The organism is Bordetella bronchiseptica, assembly GCF_900636925.1.
In the GTDB taxonomy this organism is placed as follows: domain Bacteria; phylum Pseudomonadota; class Gammaproteobacteria; order Burkholderiales; family Burkholderiaceae_B; genus Bordetella; species Bordetella pertussis.
Genome location: NZ_LR134326.1, coordinates 2,582,255 through 2,603,896, shown reverse-complemented (window position 1 = coordinate 2,603,896; position 21,642 = coordinate 2,582,255). Strand labels below are relative to the sequence as shown.

General features: G+C 71.3%; 24 protein-coding genes. 8 read left to right on the top strand and 16 right to left on the bottom strand.

Annotated features, from left to right (window positions below; all coding sequences use genetic code 11):
* Nucleotides 1–64: 64 nt before the first annotated feature.
* The 5 genes from EL288_RS12195 to EL288_RS12175 are packed head-to-tail and all read left to right on the top strand — an operon-like array spanning nt 65 to nt 6,081.
* Complete coding sequence (locus tag EL288_RS12195) at nt 65–2,104, top strand: acetate--CoA ligase family protein (RefSeq protein ID WP_126621944.1); 2,040 nt, start codon at nt 65–67, stop codon at nt 2,102–2,104.
* A gap of 18 nt (nt 2,105–2,122) precedes the next feature.
* Nucleotides 2,123–3,109: a Bug family tripartite tricarboxylate transporter substrate binding protein gene (locus EL288_RS12190; protein ID WP_003811386.1), complete on the top strand. Its 987-nt coding sequence runs from the start codon at nt 2,123–2,125 to the stop codon at nt 3,107–3,109.
* 25 nt (nt 3,110–3,134) lie between these two features.
* Entirely contained in the window at nt 3,135–3,932 is a 798-nt protein-coding gene (locus EL288_RS12185; protein ID WP_010926648.1) for a citryl-CoA lyase, read from the top strand.
* Nucleotides 3,929–5,122: a CaiB/BaiF CoA transferase family protein gene (locus EL288_RS12180; protein WP_003811389.1), complete on the top strand. Its 1,194-nt coding sequence runs from the start codon at nt 3,929–3,931 to the stop codon at nt 5,120–5,122. Before EL288_RS12185 ends, EL288_RS12180 begins: the two co-directional genes overlap by 4 nt.
* On the top strand, nt 5,119–6,081 hold the full coding sequence (locus tag EL288_RS12175; protein WP_003811391.1) for a Bug family tripartite tricarboxylate transporter substrate binding protein: 963 nt from the start codon (nt 5,119–5,121) through the stop codon (nt 6,079–6,081). The genes EL288_RS12180 and EL288_RS12175 overlap by 4 nt, the downstream gene beginning before the upstream one ends.
* A gap of 17 nt (nt 6,082–6,098) precedes the next feature.
* On the opposite strand, the gene EL288_RS12170 is transcribed toward EL288_RS12175, so the two are convergent.
* Genes EL288_RS12170 through leuC form a run of 3 tightly spaced genes read right to left on the bottom strand, consistent with a single transcriptional unit; the run spans nt 6,099 to nt 9,164 of the window.
* Complete coding sequence (locus tag EL288_RS12170; protein WP_003811393.1) at nt 6,099–7,139, bottom strand: LacI family DNA-binding transcriptional regulator; 1,041 nt, start codon at nt 7,137–7,139, stop codon at nt 6,099–6,101.
* Nucleotides 7,127–7,735, bottom strand: a complete 609-nt coding sequence (leuD, locus tag EL288_RS12165) for a 3-isopropylmalate dehydratase small subunit (protein WP_126621943.1) — start codon at nt 7,733–7,735, stop codon at nt 7,127–7,129. The genes EL288_RS12170 and leuD overlap by 13 nt, the downstream gene beginning before the upstream one ends.
* Nucleotide 7,736: 1 nt before the next feature.
* A complete protein-coding gene (gene leuC, locus EL288_RS12160; protein WP_010926647.1) occupies nt 7,737–9,164 on the bottom strand; it encodes a 3-isopropylmalate dehydratase large subunit in 1,428 nt (475 codons plus the stop codon).
* 169 nt (nt 9,165–9,333) lie between these two features.
* Between leuC and EL288_RS12155 the strand changes: the two genes are divergently transcribed.
* From EL288_RS12155 to EL288_RS12145, 3 genes are read left to right on the top strand one after another with little or no spacing between them, the layout of a single operon-like run.
* Nucleotides 9,334–10,329 (top strand): Bug family tripartite tricarboxylate transporter substrate binding protein, encoded by a 996-nt coding sequence (locus tag EL288_RS12155; RefSeq protein WP_003811399.1) that lies wholly within the window; start codon nt 9,334–9,336, stop codon nt 10,327–10,329.
* 19 nt (nt 10,330–10,348) lie between these two features.
* Nucleotides 10,349–11,527 (top strand): mandelate racemase/muconate lactonizing enzyme family protein, encoded by a 1,179-nt coding sequence (locus EL288_RS12150; RefSeq protein WP_003811400.1) that lies wholly within the window; start codon nt 10,349–10,351, stop codon nt 11,525–11,527.
* 10 nt (nt 11,528–11,537) lie between these two features.
* Nucleotides 11,538–12,455 carry a ketopantoate reductase family protein gene (locus EL288_RS12145; protein WP_003811401.1) on the top strand — a complete coding sequence of 306 codons (918 nt, stop codon included), beginning with the start codon at nt 11,538–11,540 and terminating at the stop codon, nt 12,453–12,455.
* A 159-nt stretch (nt 12,456–12,614) separates the two neighbouring features.
* On the opposite strand, the gene EL288_RS12140 is transcribed toward EL288_RS12145, so the two are convergent.
* From EL288_RS12140 to EL288_RS12080, 13 genes are all read right to left on the bottom strand, one after another.
* A complete protein-coding gene (locus EL288_RS12140) occupies nt 12,615–13,037 on the bottom strand; it encodes a RidA family protein (protein ID WP_003811403.1) in 423 nt (140 codons plus the stop codon).
* A gap of 113 nt (nt 13,038–13,150) precedes the next feature.
* A complete protein-coding gene (locus tag EL288_RS12135; protein WP_003811406.1) occupies nt 13,151–13,564 on the bottom strand; it encodes a PliI family lysozyme inhibitor of I-type lysozyme in 414 nt (137 codons plus the stop codon).
* 78 nt (nt 13,565–13,642) lie between these two features.
* Complete coding sequence (gene ccmI / locus EL288_RS12130; protein WP_126621942.1) at nt 13,643–14,872, bottom strand: c-type cytochrome biogenesis protein CcmI; 1,230 nt, start codon at nt 14,870–14,872, stop codon at nt 13,643–13,645.
* Nucleotides 14,869–15,291, bottom strand: coding sequence for a cytochrome c-type biogenesis protein (locus EL288_RS12125; RefSeq protein ID WP_003811409.1), 423 nt, complete (start codon nt 15,289–15,291; stop codon nt 14,869–14,871). Before EL288_RS12125 ends, ccmI begins: the two co-directional genes overlap by 4 nt.
* Nucleotides 15,288–15,809, bottom strand: coding sequence for a DsbE family thiol:disulfide interchange protein (locus EL288_RS12120; RefSeq protein ID WP_003811410.1), 522 nt, complete (start codon nt 15,807–15,809; stop codon nt 15,288–15,290). Before EL288_RS12120 ends, EL288_RS12125 begins: the two co-directional genes overlap by 4 nt.
* Nucleotides 15,809–17,803 carry a heme lyase CcmF/NrfE family subunit gene (locus EL288_RS12115; RefSeq protein WP_126621941.1) on the bottom strand — a complete coding sequence of 665 codons (1,995 nt, stop codon included), beginning with the start codon at nt 17,801–17,803 and terminating at the stop codon, nt 15,809–15,811. The genes EL288_RS12120 and EL288_RS12115 overlap by 1 nt, the downstream gene beginning before the upstream one ends.
* Nucleotides 17,800–18,261, bottom strand: a complete 462-nt coding sequence (gene ccmE / locus EL288_RS12110; RefSeq protein ID WP_003811414.1) for a cytochrome c maturation protein CcmE — start codon at nt 18,259–18,261, stop codon at nt 17,800–17,802. The genes EL288_RS12115 and ccmE overlap by 4 nt, the downstream gene beginning before the upstream one ends.
* Nucleotides 18,248–18,400, bottom strand: coding sequence for a heme exporter protein CcmD (locus EL288_RS12105; RefSeq protein WP_003811416.1), 153 nt, complete (start codon nt 18,398–18,400; stop codon nt 18,248–18,250). The genes ccmE and EL288_RS12105 overlap by 14 nt, the downstream gene beginning before the upstream one ends.
* Nucleotides 18,397–19,182, bottom strand: a complete 786-nt coding sequence (gene ccmC, locus EL288_RS12100; RefSeq protein ID WP_003811417.1) for a heme ABC transporter permease CcmC — start codon at nt 19,180–19,182, stop codon at nt 18,397–18,399. The genes EL288_RS12105 and ccmC overlap by 4 nt, the downstream gene beginning before the upstream one ends.
* A 7-nt stretch (nt 19,183–19,189) precedes the next feature.
* Nucleotides 19,190–19,855, bottom strand: coding sequence for a heme exporter protein CcmB (ccmB, locus tag EL288_RS12095; protein WP_010928682.1), 666 nt, complete (start codon nt 19,853–19,855; stop codon nt 19,190–19,192).
* Complete coding sequence (ccmA, locus tag EL288_RS12090) at nt 19,821–20,495, bottom strand: heme ABC exporter ATP-binding protein CcmA (RefSeq protein ID WP_033456658.1); 675 nt, start codon at nt 20,493–20,495, stop codon at nt 19,821–19,823. Before ccmA ends, ccmB begins: the two co-directional genes overlap by 35 nt.
* Nucleotides 20,482–21,135, bottom strand: a complete 654-nt coding sequence (locus tag EL288_RS12085; protein WP_033448283.1) for a cytochrome c3 family protein — start codon at nt 21,133–21,135, stop codon at nt 20,482–20,484. Before EL288_RS12085 ends, ccmA begins: the two co-directional genes overlap by 14 nt.
* A 16-nt stretch (nt 21,136–21,151) precedes the next feature.
* Nucleotides 21,152–21,628, bottom strand: coding sequence for a nitrate reductase cytochrome c-type subunit (locus tag EL288_RS12080; RefSeq protein ID WP_003811425.1), 477 nt, complete (start codon nt 21,626–21,628; stop codon nt 21,152–21,154).
* Nucleotides 21,629–21,642 lie beyond the last annotated feature (14 nt).

Below are 21,642 nucleotides of genomic sequence, written 5' to 3'. Positions count from 1 at the left end.
CCGGCGCGACGCGCGATCCCGCGCTGCCGCCATTCCTGTTCCAGACACTGAGGAGAGCGCGTCCATGAACGCCGTCCAGCGCATAGGCAAGCTGCTCAATCCGAGCAGCATCGCAATCGTCGGCGCCTCGCCGGCGCCCAACAAGCTGGCCGGCCAGCTGATCCCGGCGCTGCGCGAAGGCGGCTACGAAGGCGCCATCTATCCTGTCAACCCGCGCTACCAGGAAGTGGCCGGCCTGCGCTGCTTCGCCTCGGTCGGCGATATTCCGGACGAGGTCGACCACTGCGTGATCGTGGTCGGCAAGGAGCGGGTGCCGCAGGTCTTGCGCGATTGCTGCGCCAAGCAGGTACCCGGCGCCAGCATTTACACCTCGGGCTACGCCGAGGCCAGCGGCGACGGGCGCGAGGCGCAGCGCGCGCTCGAGGAGGTGGCCAGCGCGCTGACCTTCATCGGCCCCAACTGCATGGGCTTTTCCAACCTGACGGCGCGCGTCATGGCCGCGCCCTCGGCCGTGCTCAAGCGGGCCGAGGGCGTGGGCGACGTGGCGCTGGTGTCGCAAAGCGGCGGGCTGGCCTATGCAACGATGGCGTACTACGCCCAGCGCGACGGGCTGGGCTTCAGCCATATCGTCAATACCGGCAATTCGGCTGGCGTCTCGTACAGCGACCTGATCGAATACATGTTCCAGGATCCGGCCACGCGCGTGGTGCTGGCCGTGGCCGAAGCCGAGCGCGCCGCCTGCGAGGTGATCGACGCGGTGCACCGGCTGGGCCTGCGCAAACCGGTGGTCCTGCTCAAGCTGGGGCGCGGGCAGACGGGCACGCGCATGGCCTTGTCGCACACCGGCTCGCTGGCCGGCGACTACCGCCTGGTGCGCGACGTGGCCGAGCAGCACGGCATTGCCTGCGCCGACGACGTGGACCAGGCGCTGGGCCTGTGCGAGCTGTTGCGCCACGGCTTCGGCGCCGAGCATGCCGAGGGTATCGCCTCGCTGTGCATATCGGGCGGCAACATCACCTTGTTCGCCGACCAGGCCGATGCCCACGGACTGGGCTTTGCCGAGCTGGACGCCGCCACCGAGGCGCGCCTGGCGGCGGTGCTGCCGGACTATATCTCGGTGCACAACCCGATCGACATCACCGCGCTGGGCTACGAGAATCCGGCGTTGCATGCCGACGTGCTGGACGTGCTGCTGACCGACGCGGCGGTGCGCACCGTCGTGCCCATCCTGACCACGGTGGACGATTACACGGAAGTCTGCCGCCTGCTGGCCGACGTGCGCGCCAGGACGCGCTGCGCCATGATCGCCTTGTGGAACGGCGGCTCGTACGAGACTCGTTCGCGCGAAATCCTGCGCGAGGCCGCCATACCGGTGTTCCATTCGGCCGCCTTGCTGGCAGCCTGCCTGCAGCGGCTGCGCCGCGCCGCCGGCCGGCGCGCGCCTATGCAGGCCGCGTCCGCCGCGCCGGTGGCCGACGGCGCGCTGCGCGCCCTGCGCGAGAGCGAGGCCATGCAATGGCTGGCCGGGCATGGCGTGGCGGTACCGCCGCTGCGCGCCTGTGCCCGCGCCGGCCTGGCCGAGGCGGCGCGCGAGGTGGGCTACCCGCTGGTCATCAAGGCCGATTCGGCCGACACCCATATTTCCGACCAGGACAGCGTGATCCTGAATATCCGCAATGACGGCGAGCTGGCGCAGGCGCTCGAGCGCGTGGCCGGCTGGCCGGACGAGCGCGTGCTGGCCATGCGCTATTTGCCCGGGCAGGAGCTGGTGGCCGGCGTGCTGGCGCATCCGCAATTGGGCCAGGTGCTGATGGTGGGTTCGGGCGGGCAGTGGGTGGAACTGCTCAAGGATGTGCGCTTCGCCGCGCTGCCGGCCAGCCGCGACGAACTGGCCGACGCCCTGGCCGGCACGCTGGTCGGGCGCGCGCTGCACGCGCGCTTTCGCGGCGCGGCGGGCTTTGACGAGGCGGTCGGGCTGCTGGCGGCCCTGGCCGAGGCGGCCGTGCGGGCCGGCCCGCAAGTGGCGCAGATCGAACTCAACCCAGTGACGGTGGGCCGTCACGGCGCGGTGGCGGTCGATGCCGCCGTCTACCTGCGCGCTTAGCGCGAATCAACCGAGGAGATGACCATGAAAAGAATCACGACCCTGTTGCGCGTGCTGGCGTTGGCCGGGGCGATCGCGCCGATGTGGGCGCAGGCCGCCGACTTTCCCAGCAAGCCGGTGCGCGTGGTGGTGCCTTATTCGCCAGGCGGCCCGGCCGACGCGCTGATGCGCGCGGTGGGGCAGAAGCTGAGCGACAAGTGGGGCCAGCCCGTCATCGTGGAGAACCGCCCGGGCGCCAACGAGATCATCGGCGCCGATACCGTGATCAAGGCCGCCCCCGACGGATACACGCTGCTGCTGGGCTCCGAGGCCGCGTTCTCGCTCAACCCGCAGCTGTACGCCAAGCTGTCGTACAAGCCGGCCGACCTGGCGCCGGTCAGCCGGCTGGTCACGGCGCAGTTGATGCTGGTGACGCGCCCTGATTTCCCGGCCGACGACGTGGCCGGGCTCATCAAGCACCTGAAGGCCAACCCGGGCAAGTACACCTATGGCATCACCGGCATCGGCGGCGTGCTGCACCTGGCCGGAGCGTGGTTCAACCAGCTCTATGGGGTGCAGACCAGCGAGGTGCCGTACAAGGGCCTGCCGCTGGCCATGCAGGACGTCATGGCCGGGCGGGTGGACATGCTGTTCGCCATTGCCGGCGGCCCCATGCCGCACGTGGCCACCGGCAAGCTGAAGGCGATCGCGCTGGCCGGGCCGCACCGCGTGGCGATCGCGCCCGATGTGCCCACGTTCGCGCAAGCCGGCTATCCCGAATTCGACGCGTCGGTCTACTTCGCGCTGGCGGCGCCGGCCGGCACTCCCGAGGATGTGCGCCGCAAGGTGGCCGACGACGTGGGCGCGGTGGTCAGCGACGCCGACTTCGTGGCTCGCAACCTGACCGCCATCGGCTTCGAACCGGTGCGCGAAACCCCGCAGGCGTTCGCCGCCTTCCTCGAGCTGGACCGCGGCGTCGCGGCCCAACGCGTGCAGGCGGCCGGCGTCAAGCTGGACCAACCCTGATTTTCCCCACACAAGGACTCTCACCATGAATGCACTGACTTCAGACATGGGCTGGAGCGACGCCCGCACCATCGTCGTGCGCGGGCACGACCTGAACCACGAGATCATCGGCCACCTCAACCTGGGCGACTTCGCCTTCCTCGAGATCACCGGCCGCAAGCCCGATCCGCAGGAGTCCACGCTGTTCAACGCCTTGCTGGCCGTGCTGGTCGAGCACGGCATGACGCCCACCGCCATGGTGGCGCGCCTGACCTACCTGGGCGCGCCCGAATCCATGCAGGCCGCCATCGCTGCCGGGCTGTGCGGCATGGGCACCAAGTTCGTCGGCACGGCCGAGGGCGCCGCGCGCCTGCTGCAGGAGGCCCTGCCGCTGGGCAGCGAGCAGGCGCTGGACATCGACGCCACCGCGCAGCGCATCGTGGCCGAGCAGCGCGCGGCGCGCCAGATGCTGCCCGGCATCGGCCACCCGGTGCACAAGCCGGTGGATCCGCGCACCACGGCGCTGTTCGCGCTGGCCGAGCGCACCGGCTTCCATGGGCGCTATGTGGCGCTGATGCAGGCCCTCTCGGCGCAGGCCGAAAAGGCGCTGGGCAAGCCGGGCGTGCTGCCGGTCAACGCCACCGGCGCACTGGCGGCGCTGGCCAGCGAGCTGGGCATTGCCTGGCAGCTGTGCCGCGGCATCGCCGTGATCGGCCGCGCGGTCGGCCTGGTGGGCCATATCGCCGAAGAGCTGCGCAACCCCATTGCCGAGCGCCTGTGGGTGCGCACCGACGCCGAGGTATCGGCGCACCTGAAGCCAGCCCCGCAGGAGCCGCGTCCATGAAGCTGCTGTCGCATATCCGCGTGCTCGACCTGGGCCGCTTCATCACCGCGCCGCTGGCCGGCCAGTTGCTGGGCGAGCTGGGCGCCGACGTGGTCAAGGTGGAGTCGCGCGACGCCATCGATCCGTTTCGCGCCTTCGAGGGCGGGCTGTACGGCCCGCACTTCCAGTCGCACAACCGCAACAAGCGCAGCCTGGCGCTGGAGTTCGCCACGCCCGAGGGGCAGGCGGCGCTGCGCCGTCTGATCGCCGGGGCCGACGTGGTGCTGCTCAACATGCGCCCGGGCGCCGAGCACAAGCTGGGCCTGGACTACGAAAGCCTGCGCGCGCTCAATCCGGGCCTGGTGTACTGCTCGATCACCGGCTTCGGCGCCAGCGGTCCCTATGCGCACCGGCCGGCCTTCGACAACGTCGGCCAGGCCTTGTCGGGCTGGCTGTCGATGTTCCACCAGGGCAGCGACCCGCGCGTGCCCGGCCCGCCGGTGTCCGACTCGCTGACCGGCCTGTACGCCGCCATGGGCGTGCTGGCCGCCTTGCTCGAACGCGCCCGCAGCGGGCAGGGACGCAAGGTGGAAGTCTCCATGCTGGAATCGCTGATCGCCTTTTCCAACGAGCCGCTGGGCCAGTTGTCGGCCAAGGGCGCGCGGCCGGCGCACTACGGCCGCGCCTCGCTGTCGCAGTCGTACATCCTGACCTGCGCCGACGGCCTGCGCATCGGCCTGCACTTGTCCAGTCCCGAGAAGTTCTGGCGCTCGCTGGTCGAGGCGATCGAACGGCCGGACCTGCTGGCGCGCTTTCCCGACCGCGCCAGCCGCGTCGACGGCTACGAGGCGCTGGCGCGCGAACTGGCCGCGGTGTTCGCGCAGCGCGAGCGCGCCGACTGGATGCGCGTGCTCGAAGCGCACGACGTGCCGGCCGCCCCGGAGCGCCTGCTCGACGAACTGGCCGACGACGCCCAGGTTCGCCACCTGGAGGTGTTCCAGCAACTGCGGCATCCGCGGCATGGGCCGGTGACGGCCGCCAACCGCGCCATCCGTTTCGATGGCGACAATCACAGCGCCTTCGCGCCGCCGCCGGCATTCGGCGAGCACACACTGGAAGTCCTGGTCCAGGCGGGCTTCGGCGCCGAGGACATCGAACGCCTGCACGCCTGCGGCGCCATCGCCGCGACCGGACACGGAGCCCACGCATGAAACCGAACATCCTGCAATGGGCGCTGGGCGCCGCCTTCGCCTGCGTGGCCGCTGCCTCGACGGCGCAGGACTACCCGGCGCGGCCGGTGCACCTGATCGTGCCGTACCCTCCGGGCGGCGGCACCGACGTCGTGGCGCGCGCGGTGGCCCAGCGGCTGCAGGCCGAGCTGGGACAGCCGGTGGTGGTCGAAAGCAAGCCGGGTGCCAGCGAGATCATCGGCACCGGCAGCGTGGCGCGGGCCGCGCCGGACGGCTACACCATAGGCCTGGTGACCAGCACGTATTCGATCAACTGGGTTCTGGACGCCAGCCTGCCGTACAAACCGGCGCAGTTCGCCGCGGTGGCGCCGCTGGTCGGCGTGCCCATGCTGGCGCTGGTGCCGGCCGGCTCGCCGGTCCAGGACATGGCCGGCCTGGTGGCCGCCAGCAGGCAAGCGCCAGGACGCATGAACTACGCGTCGCTGGGCCCCAACAGCCTGCAGGCCATGTCCACCGAATGGCTCAAGCACCTGTCGGGCGCCGACCTCACCGCGGTGGCCTACAAGGGCGCGGCGCCGGCGCTGGTGGCGCTGTCCACGGGCGAGGTGGATTTCACCTTCGCCGGGCTGGGCGCGAGCCGGCCGATGCTCGATGCCGGCAAGGTGAGGGCGCTGGCGATCTCCACCGCGCAGGCCTTTCCGCCCATGCCGACGCTGCCGCCGGTGGCCCAGGCCGCGCCCGGCTATGACGTGCAGATCTGGTATGGCCTGATCGCGCCGGCCGGGGTGCCGCCAGCCATCCTGGACCGCCTCAACGCGGCGCTGGCGCGGGTCATGGACGATGCGGCGCTGCGCCGCCAGTTCAGCGACCTGGGCTATGTGCCGACCGTGATGGATCGCAAGGCGTTCGAGCAGTTCCTGCAGCGCGACACGCTGCAATGGCGCGAGATGATAGGCGCGGCGGGCATCCGCGCGCAGTAGGGAAGGGGCAGGGCGGCTCAGCGCGCCAGCGGGCGCGTCGAGCCGCGGATGGCCAGCGTGGCGGGAAAGCGCGAGGCGGTCGCGTGCGCCGGGTCGGCGGCGGCCGGCACGGCCTCGCCCTGGATGCGCGCCAGCAGCAGATTGATGGCGTAGGCGCCCAGGGGATAGACCGGCGGCGACACCGTGGTCAGGCCATCGCCCACCAGTTCGAACCAGTCGGGGTCGCCATAGCCGACCACCGACACATCGGCCGGGCAAGACAGGCCCAGGCCGCGCAGCGCCTTGAGCGCGCCGACGGTCAGGCGCGAGCTGCCGATGATCAGCGCGGTGGGCGGCTTGGGGCCGCTCATCAGGCCGTGCACGGCGCGATGGGCGAACTCGACCCGCGGCGGGCCGACGGCGGTCAGGCTGGCGTCCAGCCCGGCCTTGCTCATGGCGCTGCTGAAACCGGACAGGCGGTCTTCGCCCAGGCTCAGGTCCGTGGTGGTGCCGACATAGGCGATGCGCCGGTGGCCGTAGTGGATCAGGTGCTCGGCGGCGGCGCGCGTGGCGGCCCGTTCGTCGATCACCACCGCTTCGGCGGCCACCGCCGCGTGCTGGCGGATCAGCTGGATGGCGCGCACGCCCTTGAGCAGGGCGATGGTCTCGGGCTTGGGCTTGATGGTGGGCGTGATGATCACGCCGGCCGCGCGCGACACCACGAACGCGCGCAAGTCGTTGAACTCGCGCTCGGGGTTGTCCTCGGTGATGCTCAGCGCCAGCTGGAAGCCGCGCGCCACCGCCGCGTCGGCCACGATCTTGGCCACGGCCGCGTAGAAATCGTTCTGGATGTCGGGCACGATCAGCCCGATCACCGGGCTGTGCGCCGTGCGCATGTTCTGCGCCGTGCCGTTGGGCACGTAGCCCATGGCCTGCGCCGCCTCGCGCACGCTGGCCTTGGTGGCGGCGCTGATCTTGGGATGGTCGGCCAGCGCGCGCGACACCGTGGCATGCGACAGCTTCAGGCGGGTCGCGATGTCCTTGATGGTGACGTTGGTGCGCGCCGCTATGCCAGCCATGGCTGATCCTGTTGCTGGCGCCGCTGGAACGGCGCGATGTCGGCCGCGCGCGCCAGCGCCAGGTCGATGTCGTCGACGCCTTCGAGCAGCAACTGGCGCCGGCCCGCGTCGATCTCGAACGGATAGGCGCGGCCGTCCGGGCCGATGACGCGCTGGCTGACCAGGTCCACCTCGCAGGCGCAGCCCGGGTCGGCCAGCGCCTGGGCCATCAGCGTCGCGACGTCGGCCGCGGGCAGGGTGACCGGCAGCAGGCCGTTCTTGAGGCAGTTCTCGTGGAAGATGGGGCCATAGCTGGCCGCGACGATGGCGCGTATGCCGTATCCCTGGTGCGCCCAGACCGCGTGTTCGCGCGACGAGCCGCAACCGTAGTTCTCGCGCGCCAGCACGATGGCCGCGCCCTGGTAGGCGGGCTGGTTGAGCACGCACTCGGGGCGGGGCTGGCCATGTTCGTCATAGCGCCAGGCGCCCATGAAGCCGTCGGCCAGCCCGTCGCGTTCGACGGTTACCAGCCAGCGCTGCGGGATGATCGCGTCGGTGTCGACGTGGTCCTGGTTCATGGGCAGGATGATGCCGTGGGCTCGAATGAAGGCTTGCATATTAGACCAGATCCCTGTGATCGACGATGGCGCCCGCGATGGCGGCGGCCGCGGCGCTGGCCGGGCTGGCCAGGTGAGTGCGCGCGCCCGGCCCCTGGCGGCCTTCGAAGTTGCGGTTGGAGGTGGAGACGCAGCGCTGGCCGGCCGGCACCTTGTCGGCGTTCATGCCCACGCACATCGAGCAGCCCGGTTCGCGCCATTCGAAGCCGGCGTCGAGGAACACGCGGTCCAGCCCCAGCGCTTCGGCGGCGCGCTTGACCCGCTGCGAGCCCGGCACCACCAGCGCGCGCACGCCGGCGGCCACGCGCCGGCCGCGCGCCACCGCCGCGGCGGCTTGCAGGTCGGACAGCCTGCCGTTGGTGCATGAACCGATGAACGCCCACTGCACCGGCACGCCCGCCAGCGGACGGCCCGCCCGCAGGCCCATGTAGTCATAGGCCTGCTGCATGGCGGCGCGCTCGCCGGCGTCGGCGGCGGCCGGATCAGGCAGCGGTTCGTGCACGTCCACGACCTGGGCCGGGTTCACGCCCCAGGTCATCTGCGGCGCCTGCAGTCCCAGGGTGATCGCGCGCTCGGACTCGTAGCGCGCGCCGGCGTCGCTGCGCAGCGCGCGAAACGCCGCCAGCGCCGCCTCGTCGCCGCGCACCGCGGGGGCATGGCGGCGCAGGTAGTCCAGGGTCACGTCGTCGGGCGCGATCAGCGCGGCGCGCGCGCCGGCCTCGATGGCCATGTTGCACAAGGTCAGGCGTTCTTCCATCGAGAGCGCCGCCACCGGCTCGCCGGCCAGCTCCAGGAACCCCACGGCCGCGCCGCGCACGCCGAGCTGGCGCAGGACATGCAGGGTCAGGTCCTTGGCGCTCAGGCCGGCGGGCAGGGCGCCTTGCAGCGTCAGGCGCATCGCGCGCGGGCGGCGCATGGCCAGGGTCTGGGTCGCCAGCACATGCTCGGCCTCCGAGGTGCCGATGCCCCAGGCCCAGGCGCCCAGCGCCCCCAGCGTCGAGGTGTGGCTGTCGCCACAGGCCACCGTCATGCCCGGCAGCACCAGGCCCAGTTCGGGCGCGATCACGTGCACGATGCCCTGGTCGGGGTCGTCCGGGCCGTAGTGGCGGATGCCGGTGCGCGCGGCGTTGGCGGCCAGCGCATCGATCATCGCCTGGCTGCCGTCCACGTGTTCGCCGCGCCGCCCGGGCGCGGTGGAGACGATGTGGTCGGCGATCGCCACGTTGCGCGCCGGACTGTGCACGGTGCGGCCCTGCGCGCGCAGCGCGGAGAAGGCCTGCGGGCTGGAAAGATCGTGCAGCAGGTGCCGGTCGATGTGGATCAGGCTGCGGCCGTCGGGCAGGTCGGCCACGTGGTGGCTGTCCCACAGGCGGTCGAACAGGGTGCGCGGCGGCGCACTGGCGGCGCCGGACGGGGTGGACGGGGTCATTCTGCCTCCTTGGTGCACACGTATGAAATTTTCATCGTGGCAGTATGTATCGGGTAAACCAGTATGTTCTGTTGTATTGACGCCCTAACTCTGGCTAATTATAGTTCGATCAGTGCAAACGTGTGCACTAAGAAAAACATCGTAGCGCCGACACAGCGAGGAGACAACCATGAATAGCATCAAGCGAGTACGCGGCAAGACCGCCGCCTTGTTCGCGGCGCTGGGCCTGTGGGCCGCGGCCGTGCCCGCGGCAGGCGCGGCGACCCCGTATCCCGAGCGCCCGATCCGGCTCATCGTGCCGTTCGGCGCGGGCGGCACCACCGACATCCTCGGCCGCGTGCTGGGCCAGCAACTGGGCGAGGCCCTCAAGCAGACCGTCATCGTGGAGAACCGCCCCGGCGCCAACGGCAACATCGGCAGCGACGCCGTGGCCAAGGCCGCGCCCGACGGCTATACGCTGCTGTTCGCCGCCGACGCCACCCTGGTCATCAACCCCACGCTGTACAGCCAGTTGCCATTCAAGCCCGAAAGCGACTTCGCGCCCATCTCGCGCATCGCGGTCGTGCCCCTGGTGCTGGTCGCCAACCCCGCGGTCAAGGCCGACACGCTGCCCGAACTGGTGAAGCTGGGCGGCAAGCCCGACGCGCGCCTGGACTTCGGCAGCGCCGGCGCGGGCAGCATGGGCCACCTGGTGGGCGAGCGCCTGAACCGCGCCACTGGCATGAGCATGACGCACATTCCCTACAAGAGCGGCGCCCAGGCCATCTCCGATGTGGTGTCCGGCCAGATCCCGCTGCTGATCACCGGCCTGGCGGTGGCCGAGCCGTTCCTGCGCGACGGCAAGCTGAAAGCCATCGCGGTGACCTCGGGACAGCGTTTTCCCGGCGCGCCCAAGGTGCCCACCATCGCCGAAGGCGGCGTGAAGGACTTCGATTCGCCCAGCTGGTATGGCCTGCTGGCGCCGGCCGGCACGCCCGCGCCCGTGCTGGAGAAGATCCACGCCGCCCTGGCCAGCGCCTTGCAGACCGAAGACATGAAGAAACGCATGGTGGAGCTGGGCGCCTGGCCCGTGGTCGATACCCAGGCGGCGTTCGCCGAACTCATCAAGGCCGATACGCAGCGCTGGTCGCAGATCATCCAGGCCGCCGGCATCACCGTCCAGTAACCCTTCCTATCCAGTATCCATGCGCATCACCGCCATACGAGAAATCGCCGTTCCCCTGCAGGGCAACATCTCCAACTCGCTGGTCAGTTTCGCCGAGCACACGGTCTCGCTGGTCGCCCTGGTCAGCGACGTCGTGCGCGACGGCCGGCCGCTCATCGGCTACGCCTTCGATTCGATCGGCCGCTACGCCCAGCCCGGGCTGATGCGCGAGCGCTTCATCCCGCGCCTGCTGCAGGCCGCGCCGCACGAGCTGCTCGATGACGGCGGGCAGGCGTTCGACCCGGCGCGCGCCAGCGCCATCATGCTGCGCAACGAGAAACCGGGCGGGCACGGCGACCGGGCGGCGGCCGTGGGCGCGCTGGAACTGGCGTTCTGGGACCTGAACGCCAAGCTGCGCGACGAGCCCGCCTATTGCACCATCGCGCGCCACGTCGGACGGCCGGCGCAAGCCGGCGCCACCCAGGTCTATGCGGCCGGCGGCTACTACTACGACAGCGGCGATCCGCTGCAGCGGCTGCGCGACGAGTTCCGCGGCTATCTCGACCAGGGCTTCGTCAAGTTCAAGATGAAGATCGGCGGCGCCTCGCTGGCCGACGACCTGGCCCGCATCGAGGCCGCGCTCGGCGTGGCGGGCGAGGGCGCCAACCTGGCGGTCGACGCCAACGGACGCTTCGACCTGGATACCGCGCTGGCCTATGCGCGCGCGCTCGAGCCCTATGGCTTGCGCTGGTACGAGGAAATCGGCGACCCGCTCGATTACCACCTGAACAGCCTGGTGGCGCAGGCCTACGCGGGCACCATCGCCACCGGCGAGAACCTGTTCTCGCTGCCCGACGTCAGGAACCTGCTGCATTTCGCCGGCGTGCGGCCCGGCCGCGATATCCTGCAGATGGACCCGGGGCTGTCGTACGGCTTGACCGAGTACCTGCGCATGATGGCGGCGGTCGAGGCGGCCGGCTTCGGGCGCTCCTGCCTGCACCCGCATGGCGGCCACCTGATCAACCTGCACATCGCCGCCGGATTGGGGCTGGGCGGCTGCGAGGCCTATCCGGGCGTGTTCCAGCCCTTCGGCGGCTACCCCGCGGCGTGCGCATTGGGCGCAGGCCAGGTGCGGCCGACCGACGCGCCGGGCTTCGGGCTGGAACAGAAACAAGAATTGGCGCCGTACATCTCCGTACTGGCGCACGGCAAGGCGTAAGGAAGAAATCATGAAGATTGCAATTATGGGATGCGGTGCGATGGGCTCGGTGTACGCCGGCCTGCTGGCGGCCAACGGCCATGAGGTCATCGCCGTCGACCGCTGGGCCGAACACGTCCAGGCCATGTCCGAACAGGGCCTGCGCGTCGAAGGCGCCAGCGGCGACCGCGTGGCGCGCCTGCGAGCCTACCGGGAGGCCCCGGCCGAACCCGTGGACCTGATCATCATCGCGGTCAAGGCGGCCCAGGCCGGCAGCGCCGCGGCGCAGGCGCGCGCCATGCTCGGTCCCGACACCCTGGTGCTGACCATCCAGAACGGCCTGGGCAGCGCCGACAGCGTGGCCGAGGCCATCGGCGCCGAGCGCCTGGCCGTGGGCATCGCGGCGGCCTTCGGCGCCTCGCTGAGCGGTCCGGGCCATGTCCACCACAACGGCATGTCGGCGGTGCGCATGGGCGCCTACGCCGGCCTCGGCGCCGAGAAGCTGGATGGCATCGCCGAAGTGTGGCGCGGCGCGGGCTTCAACGCGCAGGCGGTCGACAACCTGCCGGCCATGCAATGGGAAAAGCTGATCTGCAACGTCGCCTACAGCGCGCCGTGCACGCTGACCGGCCTGACCATCGGCGAAGTGCTGGATGCTCCGCATGCCAGCGCGGTCAGCCAGGCCGCCGCCACCGAAGCCTGGAACGTCGCGCGCGCGCTGGGCGTGCCGGTCGCCGTGGAAGACCCGGTTGCGCATGTGCGCGCATTCGGCGAACGCATCCGCGGCGCCAAGCCGTCGGTCATGCTGGACCACGAACAGCGGCGCGTCAGCGAAATCGACTACATCAACGGCGCCATCCCCAGGCAGGCGGCCCGCGCCGGCATCCAGGCCCCGGTCAACCAGACCCTTACCGCGCTGGTCAAGCAGCGCGAGGAGGCGTGGAAGTAGCCCGTCGCCGGCGCTGGCTGTCCCTGCGGGGACAGATACCGTCCGTCTTGGCAGGCTAGCGTTCATGGCGTACGGCAGTGTGCCTGTCCCCGCGGGGACAGGCACCCCGGATCAGCGCGTGCCAGTCCCCATGCGGGGACAGGCACGCGGGAAGCAGGCTTAGGCTTCCGACACGGGCCCCGGCGTGTAGCTCGCGCCGCCGCGCGGCGTCTTGTCGCCGATCCAGGCCTGGACCTCGATCTCCACGTCCACTTCCATGGCCAGCTTGGCTTCGACGGTGCTGCGGCACGGGAAGCCGTCCTGGAAGTGCTGTTTGTAGGCGTCGTTGAAATCGGCGAACAGCGCCAGATCGGACAGCCACACCGTCACCTTCACCACGTCCTGCAGACCGGCGCCGGCCAGCGCCAGCGTTTCGCGTATGCGGGCGATGGCGGCGTCGGTCTGGGCGCGGATATCGCCGCGCACCACCTGGCCGTTGGCGTCCATCGGGATCTGGCCGGACAGGAACAGGAAGCCGCCGGCGATGGTCGCGCGCGAAAAGGGCAGGGGCAGGGGGCTGGCAATGCGGGTGATGGCAGACATGTGGGTTTCCTTCTGCAAAGCATGAAAAAGTCCGAAGCAGCCATTCTCGGGGCGATGGCGCGGCAGGGCAAGCCGACGCGCCGTTCAGCGCCCGGGCGGCGCAATGCTTTGCCTTACGGCCTGTCGAGCAGGCGCAGCCCGCCGTCGCCGGTCAGTTCGATGTATTGCGTGTTGCGGTACGCGCCCGAACCGGCGGTTTCGCTGACCAGCCGCAGCACGCGCTTGCCCTGGCGTTCGTCCAGCGCCCATTCCACCAGCACGCCGTCGCGCGCGATGGCCAGCCCGGCGCGAAAGGCGCCGGCGTCCAGGTCGTCGTAGCGGTTGACGACGTACGAGCCGATCGAAGCCGGCTCGCAGGCGCCGTTGCTGACGACGACCGCGCCGCCGCCCGGCAGCGGCGCGCTGACGGCCTGTGCGGCGGGCGGGCAGGGCGCGGCGCCCGATGGCGCGGCCAGCACAGGCGCGGCAGGAACGGCCAGCAGGACGGCCAGGCAGGCCAGGGCAAGGCGTGGACGGCAAGACGGCATGGCGGCTATTCCTCGGACAGGGCGGCAGGCGCCGGCCCCGCCACTGTATGGGCTGGGCGGCGATGGCGCAAGCGCGCGTCAGCGCACCACCGTGTCGGCCACCAATCGCAGGCCGCTGCTGCCCACCGCCACGCCGCGCAGCACGCCGAGCAGGTCGCCAGGCCGGGCCTCGGCGGCGCCGGCGCGGCTCACGCGGATTTCCACGTCCACCGTGCTCGCCTGGGCCAGCGTGGCCGCCGGCGACATGGCCTGGGCGCGGTCGAGGGTGAAGTCCAGCGGCAGCTCGCGTACCTGCTTGCGCAGGATGGCCAGCGGCATGCGCCCGCCGCCGGCCGGGCGCGCCAGGATGAACACGGTATCGGTATCGGCCACCTGCGCGCGCAGCGCCGCGGCGATCGACGCATGGCCGGCCAGGCTGTCCGGCGCCGCCGCCTGCGGCGCGGGCGCGGGCGGCGCGCCCGTGGCCATGGCGCGCGCCTGCGCGATGTTGTTGTCGATCTGCGCGGCGGCCGGCGAATCGGGCGGCAGCAGCGTCTTGAGGCGCTGCCAGTGCGCCAGGGCCTGCGCCGCGTCGCCGCGCCGCAAGGCCGCCATGCCTGCCAACGCCAGCGCCTTGGGCTGGTCGGGCTGCAAGGCCAGCGCCTGGGCGATGACGCGCTCGGACTTGGCGTCGGGCGCGCCGCCATTGGCCGACAGCAAGGCGTCGGCCAGGTCGGCCAGCAGCGCCGGCTGGTCCGGCACCAGGCGCACGGTTTCCATATAGGCGGCGACCGCGTCGTCATAGCGCCCCAGCGTCTCGTACGAGCGCGCCAGCATGTACCAGCCCTCGGCGTCGTCGGGCTGGCGGCGCAGGCGCTCGGCCAGCGCGCCGATGGCCTGGGTCATGTCCTGCGCGGCATCCTCGGCGTGGGCGTCCTGCGGCGCGGCCAGCATCATCGAGGCGGCCGCGCGCGGGTCGCCCAGATGCTGGTACAGCAGCATGGCCGCGACCGGCACGGCCACGCTCAGCGCGCAGGCCGCCGCCAGGCTGGCGCGCCGCGCCGGCGCGGGCGCGGTGTCGCGGCGCGCGTCCAGGGCCTGCAGCAATTCGCGCTGCAGTTCTTCCTCGGCGCGCGCATGGGCCTGGGCGGTCAAGGCGCCCTCGCGCAGTTCGCGCTGCAGCTGCGCGCGCTGCGCCTGGTAGAAGGCGCGCACCGTGGCCGCCGCGTCGGCCGGGCCGGCCGCGCGCTCGCGGCGCAGCATGGGCAGGATCAGCGCCGCCAGCGTGGCCAGCAGCAACAGCAGCACGATCAGCCACAGCGCGGTCATGATTCCTCGTCCAGAAAGCGTTCGGCGCGGGCGCGCTGCGCGTCGGTCAGCGGCGCCGCGCCGGGGCGGCGCGCCAGCGCGCGCCACAGGACCACGAAGCCGGCCAGCAGCAGGGCGAACGGCCCCAGCCACAGCAGCCAGGTCGCCGGCTTGAAGGGCGGCTCGTAGCGCACGAAATCGCCGTAGCGGTCCTCGAAGAACTGCATCACTTCCTCGTCGCTGCGGCCATCGGCCAGCTGCTGGCGGATCAGGGCGCGCATATCGTGCGCCAGCGGCGCGTTGGATTCGGCCAGGGTCTGGTTCTGGCAGACCAGGCAGCGCAGCGAGTGCGCCAGGCGCAGCTCGCGCTGCGCGATATCGGCCGCCGCCGGGGCGCCCAGCAGCAGCCACAACCCCAGCAGCACGGCCGCGCGCCTCATCGCAGGCCCTCGATGACGGGCAGCAGGCGCTCGCGCCAGATCTGCGGCGTCAACACGCCGAGCTGGCGGTAGCGGATGCGGCCGGCCCCGTCGATGACAAAGGTTTCCGGCACGCCATAGACGCCGTACTCGATGCCGACGCGGCCGTCCACGTCGCTGGCCGAGGCCACGTACGGATTGCCGTGGCGGGCCAGCCAGGCGCGCGCGTCCTCGGGCTTGTCCTTGTAGTTGAGCCCGTAGATGGGCACCGCGTCGCGCGGTCCGACTTCCTGCAGCAAGGGCAGCTCTTCGCGGCAGGGCGCGCACCAGGAAGCCCAGACGTTGAGCACCCAGACGCGCCCGCGCAGCTGGGCGACTTCCAGCCGCCGCCCGTCGCCTTGCAGCAGCGGCAGGCCGATGGGCGGGGCCGGCTTGTCCAGCATGGCCGAGGGCAGGGCGCGCGGGTCGCGCCCCAGGCCCAGCGCCAGGAACGCGGCCATGGCCAGAAAGGCCGCCAGCGGCAACAGGTAGCGCAGCATCAGCCGGCCTCCCGCGCCACCGCCGCCACCGCTTGGCGCGCTTCGGCGGCGCGCCACTGGCGGTAGCGCCGGTCGGTTGCCGCCATCAGGCCGCCCAGCGCGATCAGCACGCAACCCGACCAGATCCAGGCCATGAAGGGCTTGACCTGCAGCCGCACCGTCCAGGCCCGCTCGCCGACCGGCTCGCCCAGCGCCACGAACAGGTCACGGGTAAAGCGGGTGTCGATGGCGGCATGGCTGAGCGGCATGCCCTGCACCGTGTAGTGGCGTTTCTCGGGATGCAGCGTGACCACCGGCCGGCCGTCGCGCGTGACCACGAAGCGGGCGCGTTCGGCCTGGTAGTTGGGGCCGGCGGCCGGCGCGATACCGGCGAAGGTGAACTGGTAGCCGCCGGCGGCCTGCGTGGCGCCGATGTCCATGCGCAATTCCTGCTTGTCCTCATAGCCATTGGCCAGCGTCACGCCGGCGATGAACACGCCCACGCCGGCGTGCGCCAGCAGCATGCCGTACCAGGCGCGCGGCTGGCGGCGCAGGCGCCGCGCCCACGAGCCTTCGCCGTCGGCCAGGCGCTGCCAGGCATGCGCGGCGGCGCTGGCGACCGACCAGGCCGCCAGCCACAGGCCCAATACGATCAGCGGCGAGCCTGGCCAGGCGCGCGCGCCGGGCCAGGCCAGCGGCACCGCCAGCGCGGTGGCCAGGCTCACGCCGAAGGCAATGCGCAGGCGCTGCGCCAGGTCCGGCACGGCGCTGTGCTTCCAGCGCGCCATCGGTCCCACGCCCATCAGGAAGATCGCCGGCGTCATCAGCGGCACGAACACCGCCTCGAAGTAGGGCGGGCCGATCGAGATCTTGCCCCAGTCCAGCACGTCCAGCGCCACCGGGTACAGCGTGCCCAGCAGCACCGCGCCGGTGGCCGCGGCCAGCACCACGTTGTTGCTGAGCAGCAGCGATTCGCGCGACAGCAGGGCGAAGCCCCCGCCCAGGCCCACGGTGGGCGCGCGCCAGGCGTACAGGGCCAGCGAGCCGCCCACGATCAGCGTCATGAAGCCCAGGATGTACAGCCCGCGGCCGGGATCGACCGCGAAGGCGTGCACCGAGGTCAGCACGCCGGAGCGCACCAGGAAAGTACCCAGTATGCTCAGCGAGAACGCCGCGATGGCCAGCAGCACCGTCCAGCTGCGGAAGGCGCCGCGCCGCTCCGTGACGATCAGGGAATGGATCAGCGCCGTGCCGGCCAGCCACGGCATGAACGAGGCGTTCTCGACCGGATCCCAGAACCACCAGCCGCCCCAGCCCAGGACGTAGTAGGCCCAGGCGCTGCCCAGCAGGATGCCGATGGTCAGGAACATCCAGGCCAGCAAGGTCCAGGGCCGCACCCAGCGCGCCCAGATGGCGTCCAGCTCGCCCGACAGCAGCGCGGCGATGGCGAAGGCGAACGCCACCGAAAAGCCCACATAGCCCATGTACAGCATGGGCGGATGCACGATCATGCCCGGATCCTGCAGCAAGGGGTTCAAGTCGCGTCCGGCCTGCGCCGGCGGCATCAGGCGCTCGAACGGATTGGACAGGAACAGCAGGAACAGCAGGAAGCCGATGCTGATCCAGGCCATGACGGCCAGCACGCGCGCCGCGAAGGCCGGCGGCAGCGCGCGGCTGTGCAGCGCCACCGCCAGCGTCCAGGCGGTCAGCAGGTACAGCCACAGCAGCAGCGATCCCTCGTGGCCGCCCCATAGCGCCGCGAAGCGGTAGGCGGCGGGCAGGTCGGCGTGCGAGTTGCCCGCCACGTACAGCACCGAGAAATCGTTGTCCAGGAACGACCACGCCAGGCAGCCCATGGCTACGGTGACCAGGCAGAATTGGGTGACGGCGGCCGGCCGCGCCACCCGCAGGCCGGCCTGCCAGCCGGTCGATGCGCCCACCAGCGGCAGCACGCCCTGCACGATGGCAACCAGCAACGCCAGGATGAGGCTGAACAGGCCGATTTCCGGGATCATCGCGCCTCCGTCTGCAAGGTGGCGCTGGGCAGGGCGCCCGCCTGCCTGAGTGCGTCGGCGGCCTGCGGCGGCATGTAGTTCTCGTCGTGCTTGGCCAGCACCTCGGTGGCGCGGAACACGCCGTCGGCGCCCATGTTGCCCGCCACCACCACGCCCTTGCCTTCGCGAAACAGCGCCGGCAGCAGCCCGGTATAGGCCACCGGCACCTCGCGCACCGTATCGGTGACGACGAAACGCAGGGTCAGGCCGTCGGCGGCGCGTTCGACCGAGCCGGCGCGCACCAGGCCGCCGACGCGGAAGCTGCCGCTGGACGGCGCCTCGTGCGCGTGCACCTGCGTGGGACTGAAAAAGAACACCAGGTTCGAACGCAGCGCATTGAGCACCAGCGCGGCGGCCAGCGCCAGCAGGCCCACGCCGCCGGCGATCAGCAGCGCGCGGCGGCCTCTACGCGTCGCCATCGTCGCCTCCGGTGGGCGGGCGCCGCGCGGCGCGCCACAGCACGGCCAGTTCGACCGCGATCAACAGCGCGGCGCCGCCATAGGCGGCCAGGATATAGGGGCTGTGCCCCTGCAGGGAAAACAGCGCGTCCCAGCTCATGAGCCCTCCCGCGACAAGGGGCCGCCGGCCGCGGCGGCCGGTTCGCGGCCGGCGATGACGACGCGCACGCGCGCCAGCGCCACGGCGGCGCTGTAGGCCCAGAACGCCGCCACCATCAACAGGGTGGCCGCCACCATGATGCGCGCCATGCTGGGCGCGGCGGTCAGCGAAATCGAGGCGCCCTGGTGCAGGGTGTTCCACCAGGTCACCGAGAAATAGATGATGGGTATGTTGATCACGCCCACCAGCAGCAGGATGGCGCCGCCTCGGTCGGCGCGCCGCGTGTCGCCGGCGGCCGCCTGCAGCGCCATGAAGCCCAGGTAGAGAAACAGCAGGATCAGCTCGGAGGTCAGGCGCGCGTCCCAGACCCACCAGGCGCCCCAGGTCGGCTTGCCCCACAAGGCCCCGGTCCACAAGGTTGCGGCGGTGAAGAGCGCGCCGGTGGGCGCCAGCGCCCGCATCATCATGAACGACAGCCGCGTGTTGTAGACCAGCCCCAGCGCGGCATAGCCGGCCATGACCAGGTACAGGAACATCGACATCCAGGCCGCTGCCACGTGCACGAACAGGATGCGGTAGACCTCGCCTTGCTGGCTGTCGACCGGCGCCACCGCCAGCCCCAGGTAGAGTCCGGCGGCCGCCAGCAGCGCGGCCAGCGCGCCCAGGCGCGGCGCCCAGCGGCCGGCCATGGGGTAGAAGACGGCGGGCGAGGCATAGCGCAGCCAGCCGCGACCGCCGGCGGGGCGGTCGCGCACGGGCAGGGCGGCCGATGATTTCGACATGGCGGGCTTACTCCAACGCCACGCGCAGCGCCGCCGAGGCGCTCCACGGGCACAACAGGATCGCCAGGCACAGGCATGCGCCCAGCAGGGACAATTGCGGCCAGGCGCCCAGGCCGGACGCGGTGGCGGCCACGGCGCCGCTGCCGAAGATCAGCACCGGCACGTACAGCGGCAGCACCACCAGCGGCAGCAGGGCGCCGCCGCGCAGGCCCAGCGTCAGGGCCGCGCCCAGCCCGCCTATCAAGGCCAGCGTGGGCGTACCCAGCAGCAGCGACAGCGCCAGCACGCCGACCGCCTGGGCCGACAACCCGAACTGCAGCGCCAGGAAAGGGCTGGCCAGGATCAGCGGGGCGCAGGTGGCCAGCCAGTGCGCCGCCAGCTTCAGGCCGACCAGCACCGGCAGGGGGTGGGGCGAGACCAGCAATTGCTCCAGGGCGCCGCTGCCGTGGTCGTGGACAAAGGGCTGCTGCAGCGAAAGCAGGATCGCCAGCAGGGCCGACACCCACAGCACGCCCGGGCCGATGGCGGCCAGCAGCTGCGGATCCGGACCCAGCGCCAAGGGAAACAGCGTGCCCGCCACCACGAAAAACAGCGTGGCGCCCAGCGTATCGGCCGGCCTGCGCCAGGCCAGCCGGAGCTCACGCCAGGCAATCTGCGCCAACGACTTCAGCATGCGCGTATTCGTCCAGATCCAGGGTTTGCGTACAACCGGCCCAGGCGCCGCCGCCGCGATGCGAAGCCAGCACGGCCGCGCCGCCGCCGGCCAGGTGTGCGTCCAGCATGCCGTGCAGCCGCTGCAGGCTGGCGGCGTCCAGGCCGGCGTCGGGCTCGTCGAGCAGCCACAGCCGTTTGCGCGACAGCATCACGCGCGCCAGCGCCAGCCGGCGGCCCTGGCCCTGCGACAGGCGCGCGGCCGGCGCGTCGGCGCCGGCGGCCAGGCCCCAGTCCCGCAAGGCCCGCTCCAGTTCCGGCTCGGCGCGCGGGGCGCCGGCCACGTGCAGCGCGTAGCGCAGGTTCTCGCGCGCGGTCAACGCATCGCTGCAGCCATTGTCGTGGCCCAGGTACGCCATGTGCAGGTAGTAGCCGGGCAGGTCGGCATGGATGTCGGCGCCGTTCCAGCGCACCTCGCCGCGCCGCGGCCGCAGCAGTCCGGCCAGCGTGCGCAGCAGGCTGGTCTTGCCGCTGCCGTTGGCGCCGCGCACATGCGCCAGCTGCCCCGGGCGCAGGTTCAGGTCCAGCGGCCGGCGGCCGCCGCGCCGTCCCACCAGGCCGTGCGCGGCCAGCAGGGCGGGCGCGGCCTCAGCGTTTTGCATGGCCGGTATCCGCGCGCGCCAGTTCGCGCGCCGGGCCTGCCGCGGGCGGCGCCAGCGAGGTCTGGTCCGGCGGCATCCTCGGCAGCGTGTGGGCGATGCCCTTGTGGCAATCGATGCAGGTCTTGCTCTTGTCCGCCAGATAGGTCGAGTGCATGTTCTGCGCGCGCACGCTCTGGCGCGTGAAGTCCATCGATTCGTAGTTGTGGCAGTTGCGGCACTCGAGCGAGTCGTTGGCCTTCAGGCGCGCCCATTCGTGCTGGGCCAGCTCCAGCCGCTTCTCGACGAACTTCTCGCGCGTATTGATGGTGCCGAAGATCTTGCCCCAGACTTCCTTGGAGGCCTGCATCTTGCGGGCGATCTTGTCGGTCCAGTTGTGCGGCACGTGGCAGTCCGAGCAGATGGCGCGCACGCCCGAGCGGTTGGTGTAGTGGATGGTGCCCTTGAGCTCGGCATACACGTTGTCGCGCATCTCGTGGCAGCCGGTACAGAACTGCTCGGTGTTGGTCAGCTCCATGGCGGTGTTGAAGGCGCCCCAGAACAGGATGCCGCCGACGAAGCCGCCGACGGTCAGAAAGCCCAGGCTGAAATGCACGCTGGGGCGGCGGATGATGTCCCAATAGCGCTTGATGAGTTCTCTCATGGCTGGCACCCGCCCGTCATTTCTGGTCCGGTTTCGGCGCCGTCAGGCGCTTGAGGATCACGTCGATATCCTGGAAGGTATTGGACACCAACGGGCGCGCTTCGGCCTGCGGCACGTGGCATTGCACACAGAAATAGCGGCGCGGCGACACCTCGGCCAGCACGTTGCTGTCGCGGTCCATGTAGTGGGTCACGCTCAGCGGCGGCGCCTGCGTCTCCTCGGTGTTCACGCGCGCATGGCAGGCCAGGCAGCGGTTGAAATTCTTGTCGATCTGGTAGCCGTCGATCTTGTGCGGAATGGTCGGCGGCTGCATGGAGTAGGTCCGCACGCGGCGGATATCCTTGTTCTCGACCGGACTCATCAGCGGCGGATTGGTCTCGTCGGCCACCGGCGTGGGCCCGCGCATGGGGTCCTGCAGCGGCAGGGGCGGCGCGGCCCAGGCGGCAGCGCCCAGCGCGACGGACAGGACGATGGCGGCGGTGCGTAAGCTCATGGCTGTCTCCCTGT